Below are 25,828 nucleotides of genomic sequence, written 5' to 3' on the forward strand. Positions count from 1 at the left end.
GCGGCCATGTTTGTCCAGATTCTAGGTTCCGCCGCTGGCGGCGGCTTCCCGCAGTGGAACTGCAACTGCGTGAACTGCGCAGGTTTTCGTGACGGCAGCCTGCGGGCGCAGGCGCGGACCCAGTCGTCCATCGCCATTTCCGACGATGGCGTGAACTGGGTACTGTGCAATGCCTCGCCGGATATCCGCGCGCAACTCCAGGGTTTTGCGCCGATGCAGCCAGGCCGCGCACTGCGCGACACCGGCATCAGTGCCATCATCCTGATGGACAGCCAGATCGACCACACCACCGGCCTGTTGAGCCTGCGCGAAGGTTGCCCGCACCAGGTGTGGTGCACCGACATGGTCCATGAAGACCTGAGCACCGGCTTCCCGCTGTTCACCATGCTCACCCACTGGAACGGCGGCCTGGCCTGGAACCGCATCGAACTGGATGCCAGCTTCGCCATCCCGGCCTGCCCCAACCTGCGCTTCACCCCGCTGCCACTGCGCAGCGCTGCCCCGCCCTACTCGCCGCACCGCTTCGACCCGCACCCAGGCGATAACATCGGCCTGATCGTCGAAGACCTGCGCACCGGCGGCAAACTGTTCTACGCCCCGGGCCTGGGCAAGGTCGACGCGCCGTTGCTGGAGATCATGGCCGGCAGCGATTGCCTGTTGGTGGACGGTACGATGTGGGACGACGATGAAATGCAGCGCCGTGGCGTCGGCACCCGCACCGGCCGTGAGATGGGCCACCTCGCGCAAAATGGCCCCGGCGGCATGCTCGAAGTGCTGGAGCAGTTGCCCAAGCAGCGCAAGGTGCTTATCCACATCAACAACACCAACCCGATCCTCGATGAAGATTCTCCCGAGCGCGCGGAACTGGTGCGGCGCAATGTCGAAGTCGCTTACGACGGCATGAGCATTGAATTGTAGGAGCAGACGACATGACTGACACACCATTGAGCCCCGCCGAGTTCGAAGCCGCCTTGCGGGCCAAAGGCGCCTTCTACCATATTCATCACCCGTACCACGTGGCGATGTACGAAGGCCGTGCCACCCGCGAGCAGATCCAGGGATGGGTCGCCAACCGTTTTTATTACCAGGTGAATATCCCGCTGAAAGACGCGGCGATCCTGGCCAACTGCCCGGACCGCGAGATCCGTCGCGAGTGGATCCAGCGCCTGCTCGACCACGATGGCGCACCGGGTGAGGACGGCGGCATCGAAGCCTGGTTGCGCTTGGGCCAGGCGGTCGGCCTCGACCCCGACCAGTTGCGCTCCCAGGAACTGGTATTGCCCGGCGTACGCTTTGCGGTAGACGCCTACGTGAACTTTGCGCGCCGCGCCAGTTGGCAGGAAGCCGCCAGCAGCTCCCTCACCGAGCTGTTCGCGCCGCAGATCCACCAGTCGCGCCTCGACAGCTGGCCGCAGCACTACCCGTGGATCGACCCCACCGGCTACGAGTATTTCCGCACCCGCCTGGGCCAGGCGCGGCGCGATGTTGAGCATGGGCTGGCAATCACCTTGCAGCACTACACCACCCGTGAAGGCCAGGAGCGCATGCTGGAAATCCTCCAGTTCAAACTCGACATCCTGTGGAGCATGCTGGATGCCATGAGCATGGCCTACGAACTGAAACGCCCGCCGTATCACAGCGTGACCGAGCAGCGGGTGTGGCATAAAGGGATCACCCTATGAGCTTCGATCGCAGCAGAAAACCGACCTGGCGCCAGGGCTACCGCTACCAGTACGAACCCGCGCAAAAAGGCCATGTGTTGCTCTACCCCGAAGGCATGATCAAGCTCAACGACAGCGCCGCGCTGATTGGTGGCCTGATTGACGGTGAGCGCGACGTGGCGGCGATCATTGCCGCCCTCGAAGAACAGTTCCCCGGCGTACCTGAGCTGGGTGACGACATCGAGCAATTCATGGAGGTCGCCCGTGCTGAGCACTGGATCACCCTTGCCTGAGAAACCCGCCATCGGCCTGCCGCTGTGGTTGCTCGCCGAGCTGACCTACCGCTGCCCGTTGCAATGCCCGTATTGCTCCAACCCGCTGGACTTTGCCGAGCAGGGCAAGGAACTGAGCACCGAGCAGTGGATCAAGGTATTTCGCGAGGCCCGTGAGATGGGCGCGGCGCAGTTGGGGTTTTCCGGCGGTGAGCCGCTGGTGCGCCAGGACCTGGCCGAGTTGATCGCTGAGGCGCGCAAGCTGGGGTTCTATACCAACCTGATCACCTCGGGCATCGGCCTGACCGAGCAGAAGATCAGCGACTTCAAGAAAGCCGGCCTGGACCATATCCAGATCAGCTTCCAGGCCAGCGACGAACAGGTGAACAACCTGCTGGCCGGTTCGAAAAAAGCCTTCGCGCAAAAGCTGGAAATGGCCCGCGCAGTGAAGGCGCATGGCTACCCGATGGTGCTGAACTTCGTCACCCATCGGCACAATATCGACAAGATCGACCGCATCATCGAGCTGTGTATTGCGCTGGAAGCGGATTTTGTCGAGCTTGCCACCTGCCAGTTCTATGGCTGGGCGCAACTCAATCGCGTGGGTTTATTGCCGACGAAGGAACAACTGGTGCGCGCCGAACGCATCACTAACGAATACCGCGCCAAGCTCGAAGCCGAAGGCCATCCGTGCAAGCTGATCTTCGTGACACCGGACTACTACGAGGAGCGCCCGAAGGCCTGTATGAACGGCTGGGGCAGTATCTTTCTGACCGTGACGCCAGACGGCACTGCCCTGCCCTGCCACGGCGCCCGACAGATGCCGGTGCAGTTTCCCAATGTGCGCGACCACAGCATGCAGCACATCTGGTACGACTCTTTCGGGTTCAACCGCTTTCGCGGCTACGACTGGATGCCCGAGCCGTGTCGTTCGTGCGATGAAAAGGAAAAGGATTTCGGTGGCTGCCGTTGCCAGGCCTTCATGCTCACGGGGGATGCGAGCAACGCCGATCCAGTGTGCAGCAAGTCCGAGCAGCACGGCATCATCCTCAAGGCGCGGGAAGAAGCCGAGCACGCTACCCAGACCATCGAGCAACTGGCCTTTCGCAATGAGCGCAATTCACGGCTCATCGCAAAAGGCTGACGGGCTCAGCGCTTGGCGATGATGTACACGGCGTGAATGATGCCTGGGAAGTAACCGCACAAGGTCAGCAGAATATTCAGCCAGAACGCGCCAGCGAAACCCACTTGCAGGAACACACCCAGTGGCGGCAGCAGAATGGCGATGATGATACGAATGATGTCCATGGGTCAGCTCCAGAAAATCGGCTCGTGTGAGCCGTGTAGCTAATCGACCTTGGGCGTTCGTGAGGGTTCAGTGGGATCTGGCACCGGGCCATCCTTCAGGCCAGAATTTCTAACCCATGCTTTTGCACGATGCTAAGAAGTTTGAGCGCCATGCCGCTGGGTTGCTTCTCGCCAGATTCCCATTTCTTCACCGTGGAGGCGCTGGTATTCAGGTAACGAGCAAACACCGGTTGGCTGACATGGCTACTTTCACGTAGCTGCTTGATCTGTTCGGCAGGGATTTGCGCCGGGATCTTTGCAAGGCATGCCTCGTCGAACTCACGAAGAGTAGTTTTGTTGATGGCGCCAATTGCATAAAGCGCTTTGGCAGATTGGTGAACAGACTCAAGAATTTCGCTTTCATATTTTTTGGTCATGGTGCATCTCCACAAATTCCCCACTATCCAGAAGGTGTTGAACCTGTACCTCGTTTAACCCTTCATAAACCTTAGCCAGTGCTCGCAACGCGCTGAGTTCCTTATGGCTGATATTGCTTCGCCTCTGCTTGTCAAAAAGAGAGTTATAAACCCAGTAATGCCTGCCCTTGGCCAAGACAATAGATCGATGTCGGTTCTCTTTGAGGCGTTTCTTCCAGACACCACCTCCCAAATTGTCAGCTTGCCCCCTGAGCAATTGGCCGAACGCCTCCCTCAACTCCGAATCACAGATCCACGCCTTTCTGGCCGCCTCAGCAAAATTCCTGGTTTTAAACAACCTAAGCCTCATGGATATCCCTTCCCACAAACATACCACCCAGTGGTATAGATTAGAAGTGGAGCAACCCGTGCTCCGTCGACAGTCCTTACCGACGCACGCTAAAAAGCCATTGTTTTCACAGGCGATCAATCAACGCTTTCAATCCAAAAATTTCACACGCAAAAAAACGCCCCCAGCCGAAAAAATCAGGCTGGAGGCGCCGCGTATACCGCGAGACGGTTCAGGAATGTGGGTTAAACGGCGATGCCCTTGCGGCATTGCAACTGGGCGGTGCGCACCCGGGAAAAAGCGCGGGCCAGGCGCAGGAGCATTTCGTCGATGTTGCTTTTGCTCACCGTAAGCGCCGGGGTGAAGCGCAGGCAGTCAGGTTGCGGGGCGTTGAGGATCAGGCCTTCGTGCAGGGCGGCTTTTACCACTGCATCGGCAGAATCATCCGACAGCGTCAGGCCCCACATCAGGCCGTGGCCGCGCAATGGGCCCTGATCGTAGCGGTAGGCCAGCCGGGCAAGGCCTTCGCCCAGGTAAAGGCCGGATTCACGTACGTGTTCCAGGAAGCCGTGCTCCAGCACCGTATCGAGTACCGCCAGCCCGGCCGATGCCATCAATGCGTTGCCATGATGGGTACCTTCCAGCTCACCCACGTCGAAGCAACAGGCGTTGCCGCGCGCCAGCAGCGCAGCCAACGGGACGCCGCCGCCCAGGCCTTTGCCGAGGGTGATGATGTCGGCTCGCACGCCGTATTGCTGTTCGGCAAGCAAGGTGCCGCAACGGCCGAGGCCGGTTTGTACTTCGTCGAGGATCAGCAGGATCCCCAGTTCGCGGCACAGCCGTTCAACCCCCTTGAGGTAATGTTCCGTCGCGGGGATCACACCGGCTTCGCTCTGGACCGGCTCCAGCAGGATGGCGACTGTCTGTGCATCGACCGCAGCATGCAGGGCCGGAAGGTCGTTGAAGGGCACATGGCTGAAGCCGGGCAATTGCGGTTCAAAGCGGTTTTCCAGATTGCCGGCCGACGCCGCCAGTGCCGCGAAACTGCGCCCATGGCAACCATTGCTCGCGCTGATAATGCGGTAGGCCCCGCCGCGATGCAGTTGGCCCCACTTGCGCGCCAGCTTGATCGCCGCTTCGCAGGCCTCGGCGCCACTGTTGAGCAGGTAGGCCTGGTCGCTGCCGGTTCGATGGCACAGGCGGTCGACAAGATTGAGTTGAGCGCGGTTATGCAGCCCCATGCCTGGATTGATCAAGGCCTGGGTCTGGTCGGCAAGGGCTTTGATCAAGACCTGCGGGCTGTGGCCGAGGCTGTTGGCAGCGTTGCCCTGGCTGAAATCCAGGTAGGCACGCTCGTCGCTGTCCCACAGCCAGGAGCCCTGGCCACGTACGAAAACCTGAGGCGGCCTCGCCACGGTGGGCATCAGCGCCTCGCTGGACAGCGTATCGGGTGAAGCCTCCAGCACCAGGTCGTCCAGGCTGGGCACGGGGCGACGCATATTGAAGAGATTCACAGCTTGCCCCCAGTGGCAACCGGGCCTTGGTCGGTTTTCCCTGCAATCACTGTCTGCGGGTGTGTTGCCTTGCCTATGTAAACGCCATCAACATAAACGCTGTTCATTGCCCGATCCGGCCCTGTAAGCCCTGCGAATAGGCGCTAGACTAGGCGCCTCGGGGGCCACCGGCCATTTCGATTTTCCAGCTTTTTCGATAAGTAAACCTTATGGATTTTAAGCAACTGCGTTATTTCGTCGCGGTGTATGAAGAAGGCCATGTGGGCCGTGCCGCTGAACGCCTGTCGATCTCCCAGCCGGCGCTTTCACAACAGATCCGTCAGTTGGAGCGCAACCTCGATGTGAGCCTGTTCGAACGCAGCAGCAAACGCCTGCTGCCCACCCTGGCCGCCCATACCCTGTACAACCATGCCTTGCCGCTGATCGATGGCATGCAGCAAGCCGTCGAAGCCTTGCGTAACTTCAAGGGCCAGGCCATGCGCACCCTGGCCATCGGCGTGCTGCAAACCGTGCACACCAGCCTGGTCCCGCAAATGCTCGAGCGCGTGCGCAAGGCCCAGCCGCACCTGGTGGTGCAGATCTACGAATTGACCGGGATCGAGATTGAACGGCGGTTGCTTAACGGCTCGCTGGACATCGGCATCAGCTATCTGCCGCCACGCCAGCCGGGGCTGCACGGCGTGTTGTTGTATGAGGATGAGCTGAAGGTGGTCATCCCCGAGGACCATCCCCTGCGCGAATTCAAGAAAGTCTCGCTGAAACAGGCCGCCGAACTGCCGATGTTGTTGCTGGGGGAAGAGTTCCAGGTTCGACAGATCTGGCAGGGTCAGTTATCCAACCTCGGACGCCGGCCGCAGGTACAGGCGGAGTTGAATACCATGGTGGGGATTCTCGACAGCTTGCCTAACACCAAATTGGCCACGGTGCTGCCGGGACGCTCCCAGGACGAACACAACAGCCAGTCGCTGCTCTGGAAGCCCTTGAGTGAACCCAGGGTGCCACTAAAGGTAGGTTTGGTGTGTCGCGATGTACAGCGCCAGCAGGCAACCATGGCGCTGCTGCGCACCTTGCTGGAAGACGTGATGAATGCGCCGCAGGCCCTGCCCTGAAATTCGGCGCCTGACTTTTTCGCAGGCAAAAGAAAACCCCGCCGAAGCGGGGCTTTGCAGACTGTTTCCCTGACATCCATTTCACTCCGCCATCCTGGCAGAATCCTACGTGTCCGTGTTGTTGCTTTGCGCTTCCTGCGCGACGTCCATGTGAAGTAGATTATCCGTGGATCCAATTTGGCGATAGAGGACGATTAGCAGTACGTCATGTAAGAGAATGCTTACACGCCCTCCAAGCCCTTAGAACAGTGCCTCATCCAGCAAAAACAAGGATTCGCTACCGGCTTTTACGGACGCACTCAGCGAGTGAATACGTGGCAACAGACGCGCAAAGTAGAAGCGCGCGGTGCCCAGCTTGCTGGCGTAGAAGTCTTCCTCAGTCTCCTTGCCCAACGCAGCCTTGGCCATACGTGCCCACATATAGGCGTAGGCCATGTAACCAAATGCATGCAAATACTCCACCGAGGCTGCGCCGATCTCGTTCGGGTTGGTCCTGGCGCGATCCAGCACCCAGGCGGTCAATTCGTCCAGGTTATCCACCGCTGCGCCCAGTGGCTTGGTGAACTCCGCCAGTTCGGGCGTGGCCGCGGTGATGAACTGGCGGATCTCGTCGGCGAACAAGGTATAGAACGCACCGCCGCTGCCGACGATCTTGCGTCCCATCAAATCCAGTGCCTGGATGCCATTGGTGCCTTCGTAGATCTGGGTGATGCGTACATCACGCACCAGTTGCTCCTGGCCCCATTCGCGAATGTAACCGTGGCCGCCAAACACTTGCTGGCCGAGCACGGTGGTTTCCAGGCCCAGGTCGCTGAGGAACGCCTTGGCGACCGGCGTCAGCAACGCCACCAGGTTATCGGCCCGCTCGCGGGCAGCGGCATCGTCACTGAACTTGGCGATGTCCAGCTGCGTCGCCACATAGGTGGAGAACGCGCGACCGCCTTCGTTGGCGGCTTTCATGGTCAACAGCATACGGCGCACGTCGGGGTGGACGATGATCGGGTCGGCCACTTTGTCTTTGGCCTGGGCACCGGTCGGCGCACGGCTTTGCAGGCGGTCGCGGGCATATTCAATCGCGTTCTGGTAGGAGCGCTCGCCGGACGCCAGGCCCTGGATACCCACGCCAAGGCGCTCATAGTTCATCATGGTGAACATCGCCGCCAACCCACGGTTGGGTTCGCCCACGAGGTAACCCACGGCTTCGTCGAAGTTCATCACGCAGGTGGCGGATGCCTGGATACCCATCTTGTGTTCGATGGAACCACAGCTCACCGGGTTGCGCGCGCCCAGGCTGCCGTCGGCGTTGACCATGAATTTCGGCACCAGGAACAGCGAAATCCCCTTGGGACCGGCCGGTGCGTCCGGCAGTTTGGCCAGCACCAGGTGAATGATGTTCTCGGTGAGGTCGTGTTCACCGCCGGTGATAAAGATCTTGGTCCCGCTGATCGTGTAGGAACCGTCTGCCTGCGGCTCGGCCTTGGTGCGGATAATCCCCAGGTCGGTACCGGCGTGCGCTTCCGTCAGGCACATGGAGCCTGCCCACTCGCCGGAATACATCTTCGGCAGGTAGATGGCCTTGAGTTCCTCGCTGGCGTGGGTGTTGATCGACACGCAGGCGCCGGAGGTCAGCATCGGGTACAGGCCGAACGCCAGGCTTGACGAGTTGATCATCTCCTCGACCTGGGCCGATACCGCCTTGGGCATGCCCATGCCGCCAAACACGGGGTCGCCGCCTACGCCGACCCAGCCACCTTCAGCGTAGGTCTTGTAGGCCTGTGGATAACCCTCCGGAGTAAACACTGCAGTGTTATCCCAACGGCAGCCCTGTTCATCGCCGCCGCGGCTGAGCGGGGCGATGGATTTGGCGGTGACCTTGCCGGCTTCTTCGAGGATGGCCTCTACGGTCTCGGCGTCAACGCTGTCTGCCAATGCCGGCAATTGGGCCCAAGTGGTGGCGACCTCAAAGACTTCGTTGAGGACGAAGCGCATATCACGCAGCGGCGCTTTGTAATCAGCCATGGCAAACCTCGTGAGAACGTGAAAAGTGATTCGATAGGATCGGTTTTACAGGCTCCGAGTGTACCCGAACAACTTTTCAGACACATAGGGTCCACTTGTGACTGATTGGTATTTTTAAGTCATCACAACGCAAACGACTCCGCAGGCAGACTCATCAGGCATTCGCTGCCCGCTTCCACGGCGGCGCGATGGGTTGCGGTACGTGGCAACAGGCGCTTGAAGTAAAAGTCGCAGGTCGCCAGCTTGGCCTTGGCGAAGTCAGTGTCATCGTGCGCCAGCGCTGCAATGGCCATCCGAAGCCACAGGTAGGCGAGGATGATGTAACCGCTGTACATCAAGTAATCCACCGCCGCTGCGCCCACCTCATCCGGGTTTTTCATCGCGGCCATACCGACCTGGGTGGTCAGCTCGCCCCATTCCTGATTCAGTTGATTAAGCTGCACCACATAGCCCTTGAGCTGCGCATGTTCGGCATTCGCCGCGCAAAACTTATGCACGATTTTGGTAAAGCCGCGCAGCAGCTTGCCCTGGCTGCCCAACACCTTGCGCCCCAGCAGGTCGAGGGCCTGGATGCCGTTGGTGCCTTCGTAGATCGGCGCAATCCGCGCATCGCGCGCCAGTTGTTCCATGCCCCACTCACGAATGTAGCCATGGCCGCCGAATATCTGCATGCCGTGGTTGGTCACCTCCAGCCCGGTGTCGGTCATAAAGGCTTTGCAGATGGGAGTGAGGAACGCCAACAGGTCTTCGGCTTCCTGACGCTGGCCAGCGTCGCTGCTCAGGTGCGCGGTATCGAGCAACTGCGCAGTGAAATAGGTGAGTGCGCGGTTACCTTCGTTGAAGGCTTTCATGGTCAGCAGCATACGGCGCACATCGGGGTGCACGATGATCGGGTCGGCGGCTTTCTCCGGGGCCTTGGCGCCGGTCAGCGCGCGCATTTGCAGGCGGTCGTTGGCGTACTTGATCGCGCCCTGGAAGCTCGCCTCGCCATTGCACAGGCCCTGCATACCGGTGCCCAGGCGGGCGTGGTTCATCATGGTGAACATGCAGTTGAGGCCTTTGTTCGCCTCGCCAATCAAAAAGCCCTTGGCGCCGTCGAAGTTGAGCACGCAGGTGGCCGAGGCCTTGATGCCCATCTTGTGCTCGATAGAGCCGCAGTGCACCGCATTGCGCTCAGCCGAATCCACATGGAACTTGGGCACGATAAACAACGAGATACCCTTGGTGCCCGCCGGCGCATCCGGCAGCTTGGCCAGCACCAGGTGGATGATATTGGCGCTCATGTCGTGCTCACCGGCCGAGATGAAGATCTTGCTGCCGGTGATCGCGTAGCTGCCATCCGCCTGGAGCACGGCACGGGTCTTGATCAGGCCCAGGTCGGTGCCGCAATGGGCTTCGGTCAGGCACATGGTGCCCGTCCATTCGCCGGCGGTGAGTTTGCTCAAGAACGTGGCCTTCTGCGCTTCGGTGCCGTGGGCGTGGATCGCCGACATCGCGCCGTGGGTCAGGCCCGGATACATGCCCCACGAGGTGTTGCTGGAGCCGATCATCTCGCTGAGCACCAGGCCCAACGATTGCGGCAGGCCCTGGCCGCCGTAGGCCGGGTCTGCCGCCACACCGTGCCAGCCGCCCTCGACGTACTGGGCGAAGGCTTCCTTGAAGCCCTTGGGCGTGATCACCACGCCATTGTCGAAATGGCAGCCCTCTTCATCCCCACTGCGGTTGAGTGGCGAAAGCACGTTCTCGCAGAATTTGGCGCCTTCTTCGAGGATTGCACTGACCATGTCCGGGCTGGCGTCCGTGGCGCCCAGGGCAGCGTAGTGGCCGTGGAAATCAAACACGTGATCGATCAGAAAGCGCATGTCGCGCAGGGGAGCTTTGTACTCAGGCATGGCGATGTCTCCGGCAGCAGATCCTTTCAACCTACTGCCGGCCAGCGCCTCGGACAATCATTGTAGAACCGCTGAATACAGCGCCATCACTCAACCGGCAGCGCTCTGCATGCGCACCGCGCCACGGCGGGTCTGCCCGGCCGCAACCACACAGTTACGCCCCGCGCCCTTGGCGGCGTACAGCGCCTGGTCGGCGGACTTGAGCACTTCTTCCGCCGTGCGCTGGTCGATCTGGCGTTCGGCCACGCCGATGCTGACCGTCACCGACACACTCGACGCGCCGCTGCCCGCCCGGCGTTGACGGCCTTGTTGATCATCCTGAGGGCGGTCCGAGTTGCGCAACTTGATGTCGTAGTTGGCGACGATCTCGCGGATTTCCTCCAGGTGCGGCATGCACTCATCCAGGGTCTTGCCGGCAAACACCACGGCGAATTCTTCACCGCCATAGCGGTAGGCACGCCCACCCCCATTGACCTTGGACAGCTTGCTCGCCACCAGGCGCAGCACCTGGTCGCCCACATCGTGGCCATGGGTGTCATTGAAACGCTTGAAGTGATCGACGTCGGTCATCGCCAGCACATAGTTGCGCCCCAGCCGCTGCATGCGTTCGTTCAGGGCACGGCGCCCCGGCAGGCCGGTCAGTTCGTCGCGGAACGCCATTTGATAAGCCTCGTGGGCCACACCGGCGGCGATCATCAGCATGACCTGGCTGCACATGATATTCAGCGTGAACGGCAGGATGAAGGTCTGCGGCAACATCCAGAACATCCCCAGCAACCCGACCAGTTGCGCCGCATGCAGCGGGCGCGGCTGGTACCAGTATTGCGCCGCCAGAGTGAGGAAGCCGATCAGGAACATCGGGTATGACAGCTGGATCAGGCTCATCCAGGTCCCATGCAGGGCGGGCCAGCGTATCTCCGCCAGCCAGTTCAGCAGTGCCTGGGGATAACTTTGCTCCAGGGCCAGCGCGACGCTGCCGATTGCCAGCAGCACCGCACAACGGGCAACGAAATCGCGGAACAGATGGGTCTTTTCCTGCCACAGCGCGTAGATGCTGAACAGCAACGGCAATAACAGGCAACACAGGTGAAACACCACGGCCGCGTCTTCGCGCACGCGGCCATTGTCGCGATAGAAATCGGTCTGGGTATCGAGCAGGAAGTAGGCGATGTACACCGTGATCATCAGGAACAATTCACGCTGGCGGCGATAAACCGCGCAGTACGAACCGCCCAGCAACAGCACCAGGGTCGGCAACACATTGAACAGCGAGGTGAAAAAGACGCTGAGGTCCTTGACGTACGCAGCCGAGAGCCCGGCCAGCAACAGCAGCAACGAAGGAAGAAAGTGACTGAAACGTAAAGCAGACACGCGTGACAAGGGTAAAAACTCCGACCCGCAAAAAGTAGTGGCACTGTGCCTTGATGCGAACAGTTAAGCACACCTTGCCCGTCATGTATCACATTGCCATCACTGTAACGGCAGCCGGAGAAAATCCCTGAGCGCTGCACTGTGTTTTTTATCCCCCAATGAAAAAACCGCCGCTCCCAAGGGAAGCGACGGTTTCAGATGAACCCGGTAAGGCTTAGTAAGCCAGGCCGAAGTCTTCTTCTTTCATGTCCATCAGGTTACTGGCGCCCGACAGCATGGTGGCCACGTGGGTACGGGTCCGCGGCAGGATGCGCTGGAAGTAGAAGCGCGCGGTTTGCAGCTTGGCGGTGTAGAACGCTTCTTCGCTGGTACCGGCGGCAAGTTTTTCGGCAGCCAGGCGCGCCATGTCGGCCCAGAAGTAAGCCAGGCAGGCGTAACCGGAGTACATCAGGTAATCCACCGAGGCGGCACCCACTTCTTCGCGGTCTTTCATCGCGGCCATGCCGACCTTCATGGTCAACTCGCCCCACTCTTTGTTCAGCGCAGCCAGCGGTGCCACGAACTCCTTGACCGCGTCGTTGCCTTCGTTGGCCTGGCAGAACTTGTGCACGATCTTGGTGAAGCCCTTGAGCGCTTCGCCCTGGGTCATCAGCACTTTACGGCCGAGCAGGTCCAGTGCCTGGATGCCGGTGGTGCCTTCGTACAGCATGGAGATACGGCTGTCGCGGACGTTCTGCTCCATGCCCCACTCGGCGATAAAGCCGTGGCCGCCATAGATCTGCACGCCGTGGTTGGCGGATTCAAAACCGACTTCGGTCATGAACGCCTTGGCAATCGGGGTCATGAATGCCAGCAGGCCGTCGGCCTGTTTCTTGGCCTCGTCGTCGGTGCCGTACTTGACGATGTCCACTTGCTTGGCGGTGAAGTACACCATCGCACGGTTACCTTCGGCGAAGGCTTTCATGGTCAGCAGCATGCGGCGCACGTCAGGGTGCACGATGATCGGGTCGGCGGCCTTTTCCGGCGCTTTCGGGCCAGTCAGGGAACGCATCTGGAGGCGATCGCGGGCATATTTCAGGCCGCCCTGGAAGCCGATCTCGGCGTGGGCCAGGCCTTGCAGCGCGGTGCCCAGGCGAGCGGTGTTCATAAAGGTGAACATGCAGTTCAGGCCTTTGTTCGCCGGGCCGATCAGGAAACCGGTGGCCGCGTCGAAGTTCATCACACAAGTGGCGTTACCGTGGATACCCATCTTGTGTTCCAGGGAACCACAGCTCACGGCGTTGCGCGCACCGATCGAGCCGTCGGCGTTGGGCAGGAACTTGGGCACGATGAACAGCGAGATGCCTTTGGTACCCGCCGGTGCGTCCGGCAGGCGGGCCAGCACGATGTGGACGATGTTGTCGGCCATGTCGTGCTCACCGGCCGAGATGAAGATCTTGGTACCGGAGACTTTGTAGGAACCGTCAGCCTGAGGCTCGGCCTTGGTGCGCAGCATGCCCAGGTCGGTACCGCAGTGTGGTTCGGTCAGGCACATGGTGCCGGTCCACTCGCCCGATACCAGCTTGGTCAGGTAAGCCTCTTGCTGCTCGGGGGTGCCATGCTCGGAAATGGTGTTCATCGCGCCATGGGACAGGCCCGGGTACATGCCCCACGACCAGTTGGCTTCGCCGACCATTTCGCTCACGGCCAGGCCCAGGGATTCCGGCAGGCCTTGGCCACCGTGCTCCACGTCGTGGGCCAGGCTTGGCCAGCCGCCTTCGACGAATTGCTTGTAGGCTTCTTTGAAACCAGCAGGGGTTTTAACGCCAGACTCACTCCAGGTGCACCCTTCGATGTCACCCACGCGGTTCAACGGTGCCAGCACTTGCTCACAAAACTTGGCGCCTTCTTCGAGAATGGCGTCAACCATGTCCGGGGTAGCGTCCTGGCAAGCCGGCAGGCTCTGATAGTGCGCTTCATAGCCGAGCAGTTCGTCACGAACGAAGCGAATATCACGCAAGGGGGCCTTGTAGTCAGGCATAGCGATAAACCTCTGCTGATGTATCTGGAATGAACAACCGCGTGGATTTGTTATGGCGGTCAAACAGGTGTTTGAAACATACGTTTACGACCTGGGGATGTCAAGCGTCGTCCAGACACCGTTTGTCATGACGCGGGTCAATGGCAGGCATGGCGAGGCCTGCGGCGGGATGCCACAAGGTGCTCAGAAGAAAATGGAGGATTGCACAAAGGCGACCAGCCCCAGGAAGAAGCCGGTCGTACGAAAGAGGGGTTAAGCGAAGGTGTCGATCAGGGTACCGAGCATTTCGTCTGAAGCCTTGGCGACCTTGGCGCCCAACTCCACTTGAAACTTGCCTTGGGCCATTTCAACCATATTGCTCGCCGAATTCGTCGGCTGGGCGCGGTCATTGGCTTGCAACCGGTCGCTCTGTGCGTCCGACGGCTGGGTGGTCGCGGCGCTGGCAATCCTGCCGGCGGCCTGGTCGACACGGCTCTGCCCGGCCTGAATAGTGCTCAGCCCCGAGTAAAACGCGCTGCTGCCAGAGATTTCCATGGCTTTAACCTGCCTTTAGAGAATCGTGAAGTTGAATTGAAGCAGACATACTGGCAAAAAGCCCGTTAAAAACACTAATGGCATAATGCCGTGCCGATAGCCAGAATCAGTCAAGCAGGTCCAGTTGCAGGTACTCAGCTACCGCCTCGGCCCCGGCGTGCTTGAGCTTGGGCACTCGTCCCAGGCATGGCGCGGGCAAACGCTCGGCCAGGGTCGCGAGGTTTTCTTCCAGACGAGAGGTCTTGGGGTCGATGATATTCGCCACCCAACCAGCCAAGGGCAAACCGTCCCGTGCGATGGCTTCGGCGGTGAGCAAGGCATGGCTGATGCAACCCAGGCGCACACCCACCACCAGGATCACCGGCAGTTGCAGCGCCATGGCCAGGTCCGACAGGTTGTCCTGGTCAGCCAACGGCACCCGCCAACCGCCTGCGCCTTCGATGAGGGTGAAATCCGCCTGGCGCGCCAGAATCTGCTGCATGGGTTTCAACAGCGACTGCACCGTCAGCGCGACGCCGGCCTCCCGCGCGGCCAGATGGGGCGCGATGGCGGGTTCGAACGCCACCGGGTTGACCTCGGCATAACTCAACGGCAATGAACACTCGGCCAGCAGCGCCAGGGCATCGGCATTGCGCAAGCCCTTGGCCGTGACCTGGCAGCCGGAAGCCACGGGTTTTCCCGCCGCAGTACTTTTGCCGGCTAGCCGAGCGGCGTGCAACAGGCCGGCGGCGACGGTGGTCTTGCCAACATCGGTATCGGTGCCGGTGACGAAATAAGCGGCGCTCATAGGGGCTTCTCCAGGACGGCGTACACCACTTGATACGTGGCCGGCAGTCCCTCGGCCTGACGGAACTGCTCGTAGGCGTCTACCAGTGCAACAATCCGCGCACGGCCCGTCAACCCTCCCGGGCGGCCCGGATTGAGATTATGCGCCCCCAGCGCCTTGAGCTCATGGGTCAGGCTGCGCACATCCGGGTAATGCAGCACATGGGCACGCCGCTCCAGGCTGACCACGCGCAAACCACTGGCCGCGCACAACTGCTGGTACGCCTCGAAGGTGCGGAAGCGATTGACGTGCACCAGGCCATCCGCCGCCCGCCAGCTTTCGCGCAGCTCATCCAGCGTCCCGACGCACAAACTGGCGAACGCCAGCACGCCACCCGGCTGGAGCACGCGATAGGCCTCGCTGAGCACCGCCTCGAAGTTCGCACACCACTGCACCGCGAGGCTGGAAAAGATCAGCCCGCAGTTGCCATCCTTCAAAGGCAGACGCTCGGCATCACCCGCGATGAAATACTCAGCACCGCCCAAAGGCCGGGCGTGATCGAGCATCCCCTCGGCAATATCCAACGCCACACCTTGGCTGGCGGGCAACAACTCGCCCAACACGCGGCTGAAATAACCGGTACCGCAGCCCATATCCAGCCAGCGCTGTGGCGCACACGCTGATGGCAGGCGGGCCAGCAGCTCATGCCCCACCGCTCGCTGCAACTCGGCGACGCTGTCGTAACTGGCCGCCGCACGGGAAAACGACGCCGCCACCTGGCGCTTGTCCGGCAAGGCGCCCGGCAGGGAGGGCTGGGATAAATCAGTCATCGACGCACTCATGCAAAAAAGCCTGGATGGCCCCCGCCACACCGTGGGGGTCTTCCAGAAGAAAAGCGTGACCAGCCTGTTCAATCAGGCCGATTTCCACATCCGGCAGCAGCCTCAGCAGGTCGCTGGCGGCTTCGGCGGGCACCAACCCGTCCATGCCGGCGAACAGGTGCAACTGTGGGCCGCGATAAGCCAGCAAGGCTTCGCGGGTATCCAGTTGGGCCAGCAGTTCCAGGCCGGGCATCAACACGCTGGACGCTGAATGCGGCGCGCCACTGACCAGCAGGCGCGACAGCCCGCGCGGGTCTTCGGCGCCCTTGGCGCACAACAGGCCGAAACGCTTGAGAGTGACTTGGGAATCGGCATGGCAGCCGGCCAGGAACGCATCGAAGGTCGCGGCGGGCATCCCATGGGGCCAGCCGTCGTGGGCGACGAAACACGGGTTGCTCGCCAGGGTCAGCAAGCCGCAGCAACGCTCGCCGCGCCGCGCCGCCAGTTCGGCAGCGAGCATGCCGCCCAAGGACCAGCCGCCCAGCCAGGCGTTGTCGGGCAGGGTAGCGTCGAGTTCGTCAAGCCATTCATCGAGGTCGCTGGAAGCAAGCGCCGGCAATGGCTCGACCTGCACCTGCAGGTGTGCGTCCAGGCCACGCAAGGCGGCGGCCAAAGGCTCCAGCGGCGATACGCCGAGACCCCAGCCGGGCAGCAGGATCAGTCGATCACGCATGGTCGGGCTCCGTGGCACCAGACAAGCGGAAACACTCTTCCAATGCGTTTAACAATAGCTGCACCTGCGCTTCGCTGTGGGCTGCGGTCAGGGTCACGCGCAAACGCGCGCTGCCGGCAGGTACGGTGGGCGGGCGGATCGCCGTGACCATCAGGCCGCGCTCACGCAGCATCCGCGACAGGCGCACGGCCTTGGCACTGTCGCCGATCAGGATCGGCTGGATCGGTGTAAAGCTGTCCATCAAGTCCAGGCCAAGCTGCTCGGCGCCCTGGCGAAACTGACGAATCAGGCGGTCGAGGTGCTCGCGCCGCCAATGTTCGGTGCGTAGCAGCTCCAGGCTCTTCAGGGTGGCACAGGCCAGCGCCGGCGGTTGGCTGGTGGTGTAGATATACGGCCGGGCAAACTGGATCAGGCTTTCGATCAGGTCCTCACTGCCCGTGACAAACGCGCCCGCCGTGCCGAACGCTTTGCCCAGGGTGCCGACCAATACCGGCACGTCGTCCTGGCTCAAGCCGAAATGCTCGACGATCCCGCCGCCATTAGCACCCAGCGGACCAAAGCCATGGGCATCATCCACCATCAACCAGGCGCCTTTGGCCCTGGCTGCACGGGCCAGTGCCGGCAGGTCGGCCAGATCGCCGTCCATGCTGAACACACCATCGGTGACCACCAGCGTATTACCGGTGGCTTTCTCCAGGCGCTTGGCCAGGCTGATCGCGTCGTTGTGCAAATAGCGATTGAAGCGCGCACCGGACAGCAAGCCGGCATCCAGCAGCGAGGCATGATTGAGACGGTCTTCCAGCACCGTATCGCCCTGCCCCACCAACGCCGTGACCGCACCAAGGTTGGCCATGTAGCCGGTGGTAAACAGCAGAGCACGCGGGCGGCCGGTGAGATCGGCCAGCGCCTCCTCCAGCTCATGGTGCGGCGTGGCATGGCCCACCACCAAGTGCGAGGCACCGCCGCCCACGCCCCAACGGGACGCCCCGGCGCGCCAGGCCTCGATCACTTGCGGGTGATTGGCCAGGCCCAGGTAATCGTTATTGCAGAATGCCAGGAGGGGTTGACCGTCAACCACCACCTCCGGGCCTTGGGGGCTCTGGAGCAGCGGGCGTTGACGGTAAAGGTGTTCGGCACGGCGGGCGACGAGGCGCGCGGAGAGATCAAAAGACATGCAGGCCTCGGGGTGGCAGGTGCAACTCGGTCAAAACAGGTGGGAATCAAACAACGGCGTTATAGAACTGCTCGCTGCTCTTCTGCTCCACCAACGCCTGTTCGATGGCCGCCTGGTGCACTTCATCCGCATGCTCTTCACGGGCTTCCGGCAGGATGCCCAGGCGCGAGAACAGTTGCATGTCCTTGTCGGCCTGCGGGTTGGCGGTGGTCAGCAGCTTGTCGCCGTAGAAGATCGAGTTGGCACCGGCAAAGAACGCCAGGGCCTGCATCTGCTCGTTCATGGCTTCGCGCCCCGCCGACAGGCGCACATGGGATTGCGGCATCAGGATGCGCGCCACGGCCAGCATGCGGATGAAATCGAACGGGTCGATGTCCTCGGCATTTTCCAACGGTGTACCGGCGACTTTCACCAGCATATTGATCGGCACCGACTCCGGATGCTCCGGCAGGTTGGCCAACTGGATCAGCAGGTTGGCGCGGTCGTCGAGGGACTCGCCCATGCCGAGGATGCCGCCGGAGCAGATCTTCATCCCCGACTCACGCACATAGGCCAGGGTTTGCAGGCGCTCGCTGTAGGTGCGGGTGGTGATGATACTGCCGTAGAACTCCGGCGACGTATCCAGGTTGTGGTTGTAGTAATCCAGGCCGGCCTGGGCCAGGGCTTGGGTCTGGTCCTGGTCGAGACGGCCGAGGGTCATGCAGGTTTCCAGGCCCATGGCCTTCACGCCTTTGACCATCTGCAGCACATAGGGCATGTCTTTGGCCGACGGGTGCTTCCAGGCGGCGCCCATGCAGAAACGGGTCGAACCAATGGCCTTGGCGCGAGCGGCCTCTTCGAGGACCTTCTGCACCTCCATCAGCTTTTCTTTTTCCAGGCCCGTGTTGTAGTGGCCCGACTGTGGACAATATTTGCAATCTTCCGGGCAGGCACCGGTCTTGATCGACAGCAGTGTCGACACCTGTACACGGTTGGCATCGAAATGCGCGCGGTGCACGGTCTGCGCCTGGAACAACAGGTCATTGAACGGCTGCACGAACAACGCTTTGACTTCGGCTAAGGACCAATCGTGACGCAAGGTGGCGGTGGTGCTGGCGCTCATGGGCGATTCCTTGATTATGCTTTGGCAAGCGCTGCGGGAAGGGCAATACCCACAGACACGACACGGATGCTCGGCATATTTAAGGAAGATTCATGCACTGTCAACCAAGCTACAAACACGAAGTTTACATCTGGTCAAAAAACATACAGAAATGTTTAATCTGCGACGAGACGACTGAAACCGCTGACTGTGTGTGCAACGTCTGCGAAACCGAGCTGCCCTGGCTGATGGAGCATTGCGAAATCTGCGCCTTGCCTTTGGCGATGGACGGCCTAGTCTGCGGCCAGTGCCTGAGACAACCGCCCGCCTTTAAACACGTGATCGCCCCATGGACCTACAGCTTTCCGGTAGACACCCTGATCAGTCGCTTCAAGCACCAGGCACGCTGGCCCCTCGGGCATATGCTGGGGCGCTTGCTGGGGCACTACTTGCAACATCGCTTCGACAACCACTCACTCACCCGCCCGGACATGCTGCTGCCAGTGCCCATGGCCCGCAGGCGCCTGCGTGAACGGGGCTATAACCAGGCGCTGATGCTGGCGCGCTGGCTCAGCGCCGACCTCGACCTTCCCCACGATGAACACCTATTGCTACGCCCTTATGAAACCGTCGCGCAGCAAGCCCTCGACGCCAAGACGCGCAAACGCAACCTGCTCAATGCCTTCGCCCTGGCCCCCGGTGCCGAGGTGCGCGGCCGCCATCTGGCGCTGGTGGACGACGTGCTCACCACCGGCGCCACCGCCCACAGCCTGGCGCGGTTGTTGATCAACGCCGGCGCGCGACAGGTAGACGTGTACTGCCTGGCCCGCACGCCAAAGCCTGGCACTTGACTCTCATGCCTCGCGGCTGCAACGTCCGCTCATCCCACCACAGCGAATGCCCATGTCCCTACCGACTCTGCTCAGCCAACATATTGTCCGCCGCCCCCAGCGTATCGCCCTGCTGGGGCATATCGCCGAGCAGGGCTCCATCACCCGCGCCGCCAAAAGTGCGGGCTTGAGCTACAAGGCCGCCTGGGACGCCATCGACGAACTGAACAACCTGGCGCAAAAACCCTTGGTCGAACGCAGTGTCGGCGGCAAGGGCGGCGGCGGCGCCAAACTCACGGCCGAGGGGGAACGGGTGTTGCGCCTCTACCAGCGCCTGCAAGTGTTGCAGGCCGAAGTGCTCGGCTCGGACGAGGCCGCCAGCGACTTCAACCTGCTCGGCCGCTTGATGCTGCGCACCAGCGCCCGTAACCAGTTGCATGGCCAGGTCATTGCGATTGAACAGCTTGGCCGCAACGACCTGGTCCACCTGCAACTCGCCGGAGGGCTGACCCTGGCGGCACAAATCACCCATGACAGTACGCAACGGCTGGAGCTGGAGGTCGGCGTTGAAGTTGTCGCGCTGATCAAGGCCGGCTGGCTGGAACTACTGACGCCCGACGAACCCGCAACACCTGGACACAATTGCATGAGCGGAACCGTTGACGCGATTCTCGCCGCCGAGGACGGCCCCAGCGAAGTGCGCATCGCCCTGCCCAATGGCCAGGTTTTATGCGCCTTGGCGCAGCCCGCCGCGCTCGAGGCCCTGGGCGCCGCCGCTGGCAGGACGCTCCAAGTGCAATTTGCCGCCAGCAATGTGCTGCTCGGCACGCCGGTCTGAGCCGAGTAGCTCTTCAAACTGCAACAATTTCGTCACGCCCGCTCCTTATGGTGTCTGCAAAAACCGCAGGGAGCCTGACATGAACCTATTAGAAGAAAACCAAGCCACCGACCTCGAACAGATGGTCGGCCTCACCCGCCGCCGCTTTATCGGTGCCGGCGCCCTGTGCGGTGCGGCGATGTTCCTCGGTGGCAACCTGCTGAGCCGCAGCGCCCTGGCCGTCAACGCCGCCTCCGCCAGCCCGCTGCTGGGCTTTACCAGCATCGCCGCAGCCACCAGCGACACCATCACCCTGCCACCGGGCTACAGCGCTTCGGTGCTGATCAGCTGGGGCCAGCCGCTGCACAAGAGCGCGCCGGCCTTCGACCCGTCCGGCAACGGCACCGCCAAGGCCCAGGAACAACAGTTCGGCGACAACAACGACGGCATGAGCCTGTTCGCCTTCCCCGGCGACGACAACCGCGCACTGATGGCGATCAACAACGAATACACCAACTACCGCTACCTCTTCGCCCACGGCGGCGCGCCGCAATCGGCCGAAGATGTGCACAAGGCCCAGGCCAGTGAAGGCGTGTCGGTGATCGAAGTACGGCGCAAGGGCGATACCTGGCAGTTCGTCCAGGACTCGCGCTACAACCGCCGCATCCACGGCAACTCGCCGATCCGCCTGAGCGGCCCCGCCGCCGGCCATGAATGGTTGAAAACCAGCGCCGACAAGTCCGGCAAAAAAGTCCTCGGCACCTTCCAGAACTGCGCCAACGGCAAGACCCCATGGGGCACTTACCTGACCTGTGAAGAGAACTTCACCGACTGCTTCGGCAGCAGCAACCCCCAGCAAACCTTCGATGCCGGGCAGAAACGCTACGGCGTGGTGGCCGCCAGCAAAGAGATCAACTGGCACCTGCACGACCCGCGCTTCGACCTGGCCAAGAACCCCAATGAACTCAACCGCCACGGCTGGGTCGTGGAAATCGACCCGTTCGACCCGCAATCCACCCCGGCCAAACGCACCGCCCTGGGCCGTTTCAAGCACGAGAACGCCGCCCTGGCAGAAACCCGTGACGGCCGCGCCGTGGTGTACATGGGCGACGACGAACGCGGCGAGTTCATCTACAAGTTCGTCAGCCGCGACAAGATCAACCACAAGAACCCCAAGGCCAACAAAGACCTGCTCGACCACGGCACCTTGTACGTGGCCATCTTCGATGCGGGCGATGGCAACGCCGATCATCCGAAGGGCAAAGGGCAATGGGTCGAGCTGACCCATGGCAAAAACGGCATCGACGCCAGCACCGGCTTCGCCAGCCAGGCCGAAGTGCTGATCCACGCGCGCCTGGCCGCCAGTGTGGTCAAAGCCACGCGCATGGACCGCCCGGAATGGATCGTGGTCAGCCCCACCGACGGCCAGGTCTATTGCACCCTGACCAACAACGCCAAGCGCGGCGAAGACGGCCAACCGGTGGGCGGGCCCAACCCGCGCGAGAAAAACGTCTACGGCCAGATCCTGCGCTGGAAGGCCAACGCCGATGACCATGGCGCCGCGGACTTCAGCTGGGACCTGTTTGTGGTGGCCGGCAACCCAGGTGTGCATGCCGGCACGCCAAAAGGTGGCTCGTCCAACATCAACCCGCAGAACATGTTCAACAGCCCCGACGGCCTGGGGTTCGACAAGGCCGGGCGCCTGTGGATCCTCACCGATGGCGACTACAGCAACGCTGGCGACTTCGCGGGCATGGGCAATAACCAGATGCTCTGCGCCGACCCGAGCACCGGTGAAATCCGCCGTTTCATGGTCGGACCGGTGGCCTGTGAGGTGACGGGCATCAGCTTCTCGCCGGATCAGAAAACCCTGTTTGTGGGGATTCAGCATCCGGGTGAAACCGGGGGTTCGACCTGGCCGGAGCATCTGCCGAATGGCAAGCCGCGTTCGTCGGTGATGGCGATTCGGCGGGATGATGGCGGGATCGTCGGTGCCTGATTGATCGCTATCGGGGGCAAGCCCCTCCCACACTGGACCGCATTCCTACAGGATAAACGCGGTCACCTGTGAGAGGTTGCCCCCCGATGCCAATGGCACAGGCGCCCCTATCTCCAGCCTGGTGCGGTACCATACCCGGCCGGACGCGGCGCCCTGCTGCGCGCAGGAGTTCGCATGGCCCATCCGTTTGAAACCCTCACACCCGACCTGGTACTCGACGCTGTCGAAAGCATCGGTTTTCTCAGCGATGCCCGCGTTCTGGCGCTCAACAGCTACGAAAACCGCGTGTATCAGGTGGGCATCGAAGACTCCGAACCGCTGATCGCCAAGTTCTACCGCCCCCAGCGCTGGACCAACGAAGCGATCCTCGAAGAGCACCGTTTCACCTTCGAGTTGGCCGAGTGCGACGTGCCAGTGGTCGCGCCGATGATTCATAACGGCGAAAGCCTGTTCGAACACGCCGGTTTCCGCTTCACCCTGTTCCCCCGCCGTGGCGGCCGCGCACCGGAGCCGGGCAACCTTGACCAGCTTTATCGCCTTGGGCAACTGCTCGGCCGCTTGCACGCCGTGGGTTCCACCCGCCCGTTCGAACACCGCGAAGCCTTGGGTGTGAAGAACTTCGGTCACGACTCGCTCAATACGTTGCTCGAAGGCAATTTCATTCCCAAGAGCCTGCTGCCGGCCTACGAGTCCGTGGCGCGCGACCTGCTCAAGCGTGTGGAAGAGGTGTACAAAGCCACGCCGCACAAGAACATCCGCATGCACGGCGATTGCCACCCCGGCAACATGATGTGCCGCGATGAGATGTTCCACATCGTCGACCTCGACGATTGCCGTATGGGCCCGGCGGTGCAGGACTTGTGGATGATGCTCGCCGGTGATCGCCAGGAATGCCTGGGCCAGCTGTCGGAACTGATGGACGGCTACCAGGAATTCCACGACTTCGACCCCCGCGAACTGGCGCTGATCGAGCCGCTGCGCGCGTTGCGCCTGATGCACTACAGCGCGTGGCTGGCACGGCGCTGGGATGACCCGGCATTCCCCCACAGCTTTCCGTGGTTCGGCAGCGAGCGGTATTGGGGCGACCAGGTGCTGGCGCTGCGCGAGCAACTCTCAGCGCTCAACGAAGAACCCCTCAAACTCTTCTGAAATCGCCGCTCGCTCCTGTAGGAGCGAGCTTGCTCGCGAAAAACCTGAGGGCGCCGCGTGCAGTCAGGATGCCCGCGTTATCGTTAACGATCTTCGCGAGCAAGCTCTCTCCTACAGAAGGGTAATCCCATTGGTTGACAAATATCCTTACAATCGCGCTTTGTTAGCTGCCTAAGCAAGGATTACGCATGCAAGCCGCCAACCCCCGCAAGGGGTACATCCTGGGCCTGAGCGCCTATGTCATCTGGGGTCTGTTCCCGCTCTACTTCAAAGCCATCGCCAGTGTGCCCGCCGCCGAAATCATCGTGCACCGGGTGCTGTGGTCAGCGCTGTTCGGTGGTTTGCTGCTGATGGTGTGGAAGCACCCGGGCTGGTTCCGCGAACTGCGCGACAACCCCAGGCGCCTGGCAATCCTGGCACTCAGCGGTTCGTTGATCGCCGGTAACTGGCTGACCTATGTGTGGTCGGTGAACAGCGGGCGCATGCTTGAAGCCAGCCTGGGTTACTACATCAACCCGCTGGTGAATGTGCTGCTGGGCATGCTGCTCCTCGGCGAGCGCCTGCGCCGCCTGCAATGGGTGGCCGTGGGGCTTGCCGCAGTGGGTGTGGCGCAACAGGTGTGGCAGGTGGGCAGCTTGCCGTGGGTATCGTTGGTACTGGCGCTGACCTTCGGTTTCTACGGCCTGATCCGCAAGCAGGCGCCGGTCAAGGCGCTGCCGGGGCTGGTGGTGGAGACCTGGATGCTGGTGCCGATTGCGGTGGCCTGGTTGTTGTTCAACCCGTCGGCCCACAGTGCGCAACTGGCGTTCTGGAGCACATCCGAAGCCTGGTGGCTGGTGGCGGCCGGCCCGGTGACGTTGATCCCGCTGGTGTGCTTCAACGCCGCCGCACGGCATTTGCCCTACACCGCCTTGGGCTTTTTGCAGTATGTGGCACCGACCCTGGTGTTGCTGGAAGCGGTGCTGCTGTTCGGTGAGCACCTGGCGTCGAGCACGCTGATCGCGTTTGCCTTTATCTGGGCCGGGTTGGTGGTATACAGCGTCGATGCCTGGTTGAGCGTGCGCAAACGCTGATCAAATAACGTACAAACCTCTGCAAGCCCCAGCCGGCCTGGCTTGCAGAGATCCACCCCAAGGTTATCCACAACCTGGTCCCCGCCATTTGTGCACAAGCCCTTGAAACTGCTCGTTTTTTGCTCAGCTGGCGTAGAAGCCCGGTGGGCGTGGCCTGGCGTCGGGTCTCTACAGGTTATCCACAGGCCCATGCAAGATTTCCATGCATAACCTTGGGGATGGTTATTCCTCGCTGTGCAGTTCCACCATCAGATCATCCGCCAGGGTTTCCAGGGATTCCTGCAGCGCCTCCAAGGACAAGCTCGACGGCACCTGCAACAGCGCCTCGGCGCTGAACAGCGGATCACCGCTCATCGGTGCCGGGCGTACATCGGTGCTCAAGCGCTCCAGGTTGACGCCCTGCTTGCTCAACAGCGCCGTGATCTCGCGCACGATGCCCGAGCGGTCGTTGCCCAGCAGCGTCATCACGATCGACTTGGACGCCGATGCCTGGCCACTGCTGCCCTCGCCCACCAGCACGCGAATACCGTGTGTGGATAAATCCTCCAAAGCCCCCACCAAGGCCTGACGACTCTCGGCAGGCACGCTGACCCGCAGGATCCCGGCAAACTGCCCGGCCATATGCGCCATTCGGCTTTCCAGCCAATTACCGCCGTGGGCCGCGATGTTCTGCGCGATGCGTTCCACCAGGCCGGGTTTGTCGGCGGCGATAATAGTGAGTACAAGATGGTCCATGGCGAAGCCCTCTGAATTCAATCTACAAGGTGGACCCGGAGGCCCGCGAAAACAAATCGTGTACCATTTTTATATTTATCTGGAACAATCCAATAGTTTTTTGAGAACATCCGGTTCTCCGCTGTGACCGTACGACCAAAGTGGGTCGCTAAACGACGTATTTAGTCTAATTTTCACAACCGCAAGTCATCATGTAGTATGCCCTC

At 61.5% G+C, this 25,828-nt stretch carries 25 protein-coding genes and 1 pseudogene; 10 read left to right on the top strand and 16 right to left on the bottom strand.

Going from position 1 to position 25,828, the window contains the following annotated elements:
* Positions 1–6: 6 nt before the first annotated feature.
* The 4 genes from pqqB to pqqE are packed head-to-tail and all read left to right on the top strand — an operon-like array spanning position 7 to position 3,077.
* Positions 7–918 carry a pyrroloquinoline quinone biosynthesis protein PqqB gene (pqqB, locus tag NIBR502773_RS12575; protein WP_141156153.1) on the top strand — a complete coding sequence of 304 codons (912 nt, stop codon included), beginning with the start codon at positions 7–9 and terminating at the stop codon, positions 916–918.
* A gap of 11 nt (positions 919–929) precedes the next feature.
* On the top strand, positions 930–1,682 hold the full coding sequence (gene pqqC / locus NIBR502773_RS12580) for a pyrroloquinoline-quinone synthase PqqC (protein WP_141156154.1): 753 nt from the start codon (positions 930–932) through the stop codon (positions 1,680–1,682).
* On the top strand, positions 1,679–1,954 hold the full coding sequence (pqqD, locus tag NIBR502773_RS12585) for a pyrroloquinoline quinone biosynthesis peptide chaperone PqqD (RefSeq protein WP_027605935.1): 276 nt from the start codon (positions 1,679–1,681) through the stop codon (positions 1,952–1,954). The genes pqqC and pqqD overlap by 4 nt, the downstream gene beginning before the upstream one ends.
* Positions 1,947–3,077, top strand: coding sequence for a pyrroloquinoline quinone biosynthesis protein PqqE (gene pqqE / locus NIBR502773_RS12590; protein WP_065938222.1), 1,131 nt, complete (start codon positions 1,947–1,949; stop codon positions 3,075–3,077). The genes pqqD and pqqE overlap by 8 nt, the downstream gene beginning before the upstream one ends.
* A 5-nt stretch (positions 3,078–3,082) precedes the next feature.
* On the opposite strand, the gene NIBR502773_RS12595 is transcribed toward pqqE, so the two are convergent.
* From NIBR502773_RS12595 to NIBR502773_RS12610, 4 genes are all read right to left on the bottom strand, one after another.
* Complete coding sequence (locus NIBR502773_RS12595) at positions 3,083–3,241, bottom strand: YqaE/Pmp3 family membrane protein (RefSeq protein WP_010207008.1); 159 nt, start codon at positions 3,239–3,241, stop codon at positions 3,083–3,085.
* 95 nt (positions 3,242–3,336) lie between these two features.
* Positions 3,337–3,657 carry a DNA-binding transcriptional regulator gene (locus NIBR502773_RS12600; RefSeq protein ID WP_065925406.1) on the bottom strand — a complete coding sequence of 107 codons (321 nt, stop codon included), beginning with the start codon at positions 3,655–3,657 and terminating at the stop codon, positions 3,337–3,339.
* Positions 3,641–4,006 carry a type II toxin-antitoxin system RelE/ParE family toxin gene (locus NIBR502773_RS12605; protein WP_074847776.1) on the bottom strand — a complete coding sequence of 122 codons (366 nt, stop codon included), beginning with the start codon at positions 4,004–4,006 and terminating at the stop codon, positions 3,641–3,643. Before NIBR502773_RS12605 ends, NIBR502773_RS12600 begins: the two co-directional genes overlap by 17 nt.
* 224 nt (positions 4,007–4,230) lie before the next feature.
* A complete protein-coding gene (locus NIBR502773_RS12610; RefSeq protein ID WP_141156155.1) occupies positions 4,231–5,499 on the bottom strand; it encodes an aspartate aminotransferase family protein in 1,269 nt (422 codons plus the stop codon).
* Positions 5,500–5,708: 209 nt separating this feature from the next.
* Between NIBR502773_RS12610 and NIBR502773_RS12615 the strand changes: the two genes are divergently transcribed.
* Positions 5,709–6,608: a LysR family transcriptional regulator gene (locus NIBR502773_RS12615; RefSeq protein ID WP_027605940.1), complete on the top strand. Its 900-nt coding sequence runs from the start codon at positions 5,709–5,711 to the stop codon at positions 6,606–6,608.
* Positions 6,609–6,848: 240 nt separating this feature from the next.
* On the opposite strand, the gene NIBR502773_RS12620 is transcribed toward NIBR502773_RS12615, so the two are convergent.
* The 10 genes from NIBR502773_RS12620 to bioB all read right to left on the bottom strand — a co-directional run bounded on the left by NIBR502773_RS12620 (position 6,849) and on the right by bioB (position 19,040).
* On the bottom strand, positions 6,849–8,627 hold the full coding sequence (locus tag NIBR502773_RS12620) for an acyl-CoA dehydrogenase C-terminal domain-containing protein (RefSeq protein ID WP_141156156.1): 1,779 nt from the start codon (positions 8,625–8,627) through the stop codon (positions 6,849–6,851).
* Positions 8,628–8,749: 122 nt separating this feature from the next.
* A complete protein-coding gene (locus tag NIBR502773_RS12625) occupies positions 8,750–10,519 on the bottom strand; it encodes an acyl-CoA dehydrogenase C-terminal domain-containing protein (protein ID WP_141156157.1) in 1,770 nt (589 codons plus the stop codon).
* A 90-nt stretch (positions 10,520–10,609) separates the two neighbouring features.
* A complete protein-coding gene (locus NIBR502773_RS12630; RefSeq protein ID WP_115485663.1) occupies positions 10,610–11,899 on the bottom strand; it encodes a diguanylate cyclase in 1,290 nt (429 codons plus the stop codon).
* Positions 11,900–12,104: 205 nt separating this feature from the next.
* Positions 12,105–13,910 (bottom strand): phenylacyl-CoA dehydrogenase, encoded by a 1,806-nt coding sequence (locus tag NIBR502773_RS12635; RefSeq protein ID WP_027605944.1) that lies wholly within the window; start codon positions 13,908–13,910, stop codon positions 12,105–12,107.
* 252 nt (positions 13,911–14,162) lie between these two features.
* A complete protein-coding gene (locus NIBR502773_RS12640) occupies positions 14,163–14,444 on the bottom strand; it encodes a pyrroloquinoline quinone biosynthesis protein PqqE (RefSeq protein ID WP_065938217.1) in 282 nt (93 codons plus the stop codon).
* Between the two features lie 106 nt (positions 14,445–14,550).
* On the bottom strand, positions 14,551–15,231 hold the full coding sequence (bioD, locus tag NIBR502773_RS12645; protein WP_141156158.1) for a dethiobiotin synthase: 681 nt from the start codon (positions 15,229–15,231) through the stop codon (positions 14,551–14,553).
* Positions 15,228–16,040, bottom strand: a complete 813-nt coding sequence (gene bioC / locus NIBR502773_RS12650; RefSeq protein WP_141156159.1) for a malonyl-ACP O-methyltransferase BioC — start codon at positions 16,038–16,040, stop codon at positions 15,228–15,230. Before bioC ends, bioD begins: the two co-directional genes overlap by 4 nt.
* Positions 16,033–16,764, bottom strand: a complete 732-nt coding sequence (locus NIBR502773_RS12655) for an alpha/beta fold hydrolase (RefSeq protein WP_065925415.1) — start codon at positions 16,762–16,764, stop codon at positions 16,033–16,035. The genes bioC and NIBR502773_RS12655 overlap by 8 nt, the downstream gene beginning before the upstream one ends.
* The gene (gene bioF / locus NIBR502773_RS12660; protein WP_141156160.1) at positions 16,757–17,938 is read right to left on the bottom strand and encodes an 8-amino-7-oxononanoate synthase; all 1,182 of its coding nucleotides are present in this window, start codon (positions 17,936–17,938) and stop codon (positions 16,757–16,759) included. The genes NIBR502773_RS12655 and bioF overlap by 8 nt, the downstream gene beginning before the upstream one ends.
* Before the next feature lie 46 nt (positions 17,939–17,984).
* Positions 17,985–19,040: a biotin synthase BioB gene (gene bioB, locus NIBR502773_RS12665; RefSeq protein WP_027605951.1), complete on the bottom strand. Its 1,056-nt coding sequence runs from the start codon at positions 19,038–19,040 to the stop codon at positions 17,985–17,987.
* A 92-nt stretch (positions 19,041–19,132) separates the two neighbouring features.
* Between bioB and NIBR502773_RS12670 the strand changes: the two genes are divergently transcribed.
* From NIBR502773_RS12670 to NIBR502773_RS12685, 4 genes are all read left to right on the top strand, one after another.
* The gene (locus NIBR502773_RS12670; RefSeq protein ID WP_141156161.1) at positions 19,133–19,870 is read left to right on the top strand and encodes a ComF family protein; all 738 of its coding nucleotides are present in this window, start codon (positions 19,133–19,135) and stop codon (positions 19,868–19,870) included.
* 52 nt (positions 19,871–19,922) lie between these two features.
* A complete protein-coding gene (locus tag NIBR502773_RS12675; protein WP_141156162.1) occupies positions 19,923–20,687 on the top strand; it encodes a TOBE domain-containing protein in 765 nt (254 codons plus the stop codon).
* 79 nt (positions 20,688–20,766) lie between these two features.
* Positions 20,767–22,665, top strand: coding sequence for a PhoX family phosphatase (locus NIBR502773_RS12680; RefSeq protein ID WP_141156163.1), 1,899 nt, complete (start codon positions 20,767–20,769; stop codon positions 22,663–22,665).
* 174 nt (positions 22,666–22,839) lie between these two features.
* Positions 22,840–23,814 carry a serine/threonine protein kinase gene (locus NIBR502773_RS12685; RefSeq protein ID WP_015886213.1) on the top strand — a complete coding sequence of 325 codons (975 nt, stop codon included), beginning with the start codon at positions 22,840–22,842 and terminating at the stop codon, positions 23,812–23,814.
* Positions 23,815–23,830: 16 nt separating this feature from the next.
* Here the strand turns inward: NIBR502773_RS12685 and NIBR502773_RS30930 are convergent.
* Positions 23,831–23,917: pseudogene (locus NIBR502773_RS30930) on the bottom strand (outer membrane lipoprotein carrier protein LolA); the annotation flags it as partial.
* Between the two features lie 85 nt (positions 23,918–24,002).
* Here NIBR502773_RS30930 and rarD point away from each other — a divergent pair.
* Positions 24,003–24,887 (top strand): EamA family transporter RarD, encoded by an 885-nt coding sequence (gene rarD, locus NIBR502773_RS12690; protein WP_027605956.1) that lies wholly within the window; start codon positions 24,003–24,005, stop codon positions 24,885–24,887.
* Between the two features lie 222 nt (positions 24,888–25,109).
* Here rarD and NIBR502773_RS12695 read toward each other — a convergent pair whose 3' ends face one another.
* Positions 25,110–25,622 carry a glycine cleavage system protein R gene (locus tag NIBR502773_RS12695; RefSeq protein ID WP_027605957.1) on the bottom strand — a complete coding sequence of 171 codons (513 nt, stop codon included), beginning with the start codon at positions 25,620–25,622 and terminating at the stop codon, positions 25,110–25,112.
* Positions 25,623–25,828 lie beyond the last annotated feature (206 nt).

Origin of the sequence: Pseudomonas sp. NIBRBAC000502773 (assembly GCF_006517195.1) — a bacterium.
Taxonomy (GTDB): Bacteria; Pseudomonadota; Gammaproteobacteria; order Pseudomonadales; family Pseudomonadaceae; genus Aquipseudomonas; species Aquipseudomonas marginalis.

What these genes read in the sequence shown, in the direction of transcription:
- pqqB (WP_141156153.1), top strand. Translation starts at nt 7, where the DNA reads ATGTTTGTCCAGATTCTAGGTTCCGCCGCTGGCGGCGGCTTCCCGCAG.
- pqqC (WP_141156154.1), top strand. Translation starts at nt 930, where the DNA reads ATGACTGACACACCATTGAGCCCCGCCGAGTTCGAAGCCGCCTTGCGG.
- pqqD (WP_027605935.1), top strand. Translation starts at nt 1,679, where the DNA reads ATGAGCTTCGATCGCAGCAGAAAACCGACCTGGCGCCAGGGCTACCGC.
- NIBR502773_RS12595 (WP_010207008.1), bottom strand. Translation starts at nt 3,241, where the DNA reads ATGGACATCATTCGTATCATCATCGCCATTCTGCTGCCGCCACTGGGT.
- NIBR502773_RS12600 (WP_065925406.1), bottom strand. Translation starts at nt 3,657, where the DNA reads ATGACCAAAAAATATGAAAGCGAAATTCTTGAGTCTGTTCACCAATCT.
- NIBR502773_RS12605 (WP_074847776.1), bottom strand. Translation starts at nt 4,006, where the DNA reads ATGAGGCTTAGGTTGTTTAAAACCAGGAATTTTGCTGAGGCGGCCAGA.
- NIBR502773_RS12615 (WP_027605940.1), top strand. Translation starts at nt 5,709, where the DNA reads ATGGATTTTAAGCAACTGCGTTATTTCGTCGCGGTGTATGAAGAAGGC.
- NIBR502773_RS12620 (WP_141156156.1), bottom strand. Translation starts at nt 8,627, where the DNA reads ATGGCTGATTACAAAGCGCCGCTGCGTGATATGCGCTTCGTCCTCAAC.
- NIBR502773_RS12625 (WP_141156157.1), bottom strand. Translation starts at nt 10,519, where the DNA reads ATGCCTGAGTACAAAGCTCCCCTGCGCGACATGCGCTTTCTGATCGAT.
- NIBR502773_RS12635 (WP_027605944.1), bottom strand. Translation starts at nt 13,910, where the DNA reads ATGCCTGACTACAAGGCCCCCTTGCGTGATATTCGCTTCGTTCGTGAC.
- NIBR502773_RS12640 (WP_065938217.1), bottom strand. Translation starts at nt 14,444, where the DNA reads ATGGAAATCTCTGGCAGCAGCGCGTTTTACTCGGGGCTGAGCACTATT.
- bioD (WP_141156158.1), bottom strand. Translation starts at nt 15,231, where the DNA reads ATGAGCGCCGCTTATTTCGTCACCGGCACCGATACCGATGTTGGCAAG.
- bioC (WP_141156159.1), bottom strand. Translation starts at nt 16,040, where the DNA reads ATGACTGATTTATCCCAGCCCTCCCTGCCGGGCGCCTTGCCGGACAAG.
- NIBR502773_RS12655 (WP_065925415.1), bottom strand. Translation starts at nt 16,764, where the DNA reads ATGCGTGATCGACTGATCCTGCTGCCCGGCTGGGGTCTCGGCGTATCG.
- bioF (WP_141156160.1), bottom strand. Translation starts at nt 17,938, where the DNA reads ATGTCTTTTGATCTCTCCGCGCGCCTCGTCGCCCGCCGTGCCGAACAC.
- bioB (WP_027605951.1), bottom strand. Translation starts at nt 19,040, where the DNA reads ATGAGCGCCAGCACCACCGCCACCTTGCGTCACGATTGGTCCTTAGCC.
- NIBR502773_RS12670 (WP_141156161.1), top strand. Translation starts at nt 19,133, where the DNA reads ATGCACTGTCAACCAAGCTACAAACACGAAGTTTACATCTGGTCAAAA.
- NIBR502773_RS12675 (WP_141156162.1), top strand. Translation starts at nt 19,923, where the DNA reads ATGTCCCTACCGACTCTGCTCAGCCAACATATTGTCCGCCGCCCCCAG.
- NIBR502773_RS12680 (WP_141156163.1), top strand. Translation starts at nt 20,767, where the DNA reads ATGAACCTATTAGAAGAAAACCAAGCCACCGACCTCGAACAGATGGTC.
- NIBR502773_RS12685 (WP_015886213.1), top strand. Translation starts at nt 22,840, where the DNA reads ATGGCCCATCCGTTTGAAACCCTCACACCCGACCTGGTACTCGACGCT.
- rarD (WP_027605956.1), top strand. Translation starts at nt 24,003, where the DNA reads ATGCAAGCCGCCAACCCCCGCAAGGGGTACATCCTGGGCCTGAGCGCC.
- NIBR502773_RS12695 (WP_027605957.1), bottom strand. Translation starts at nt 25,622, where the DNA reads ATGGACCATCTTGTACTCACTATTATCGCCGCCGACAAACCCGGCCTG.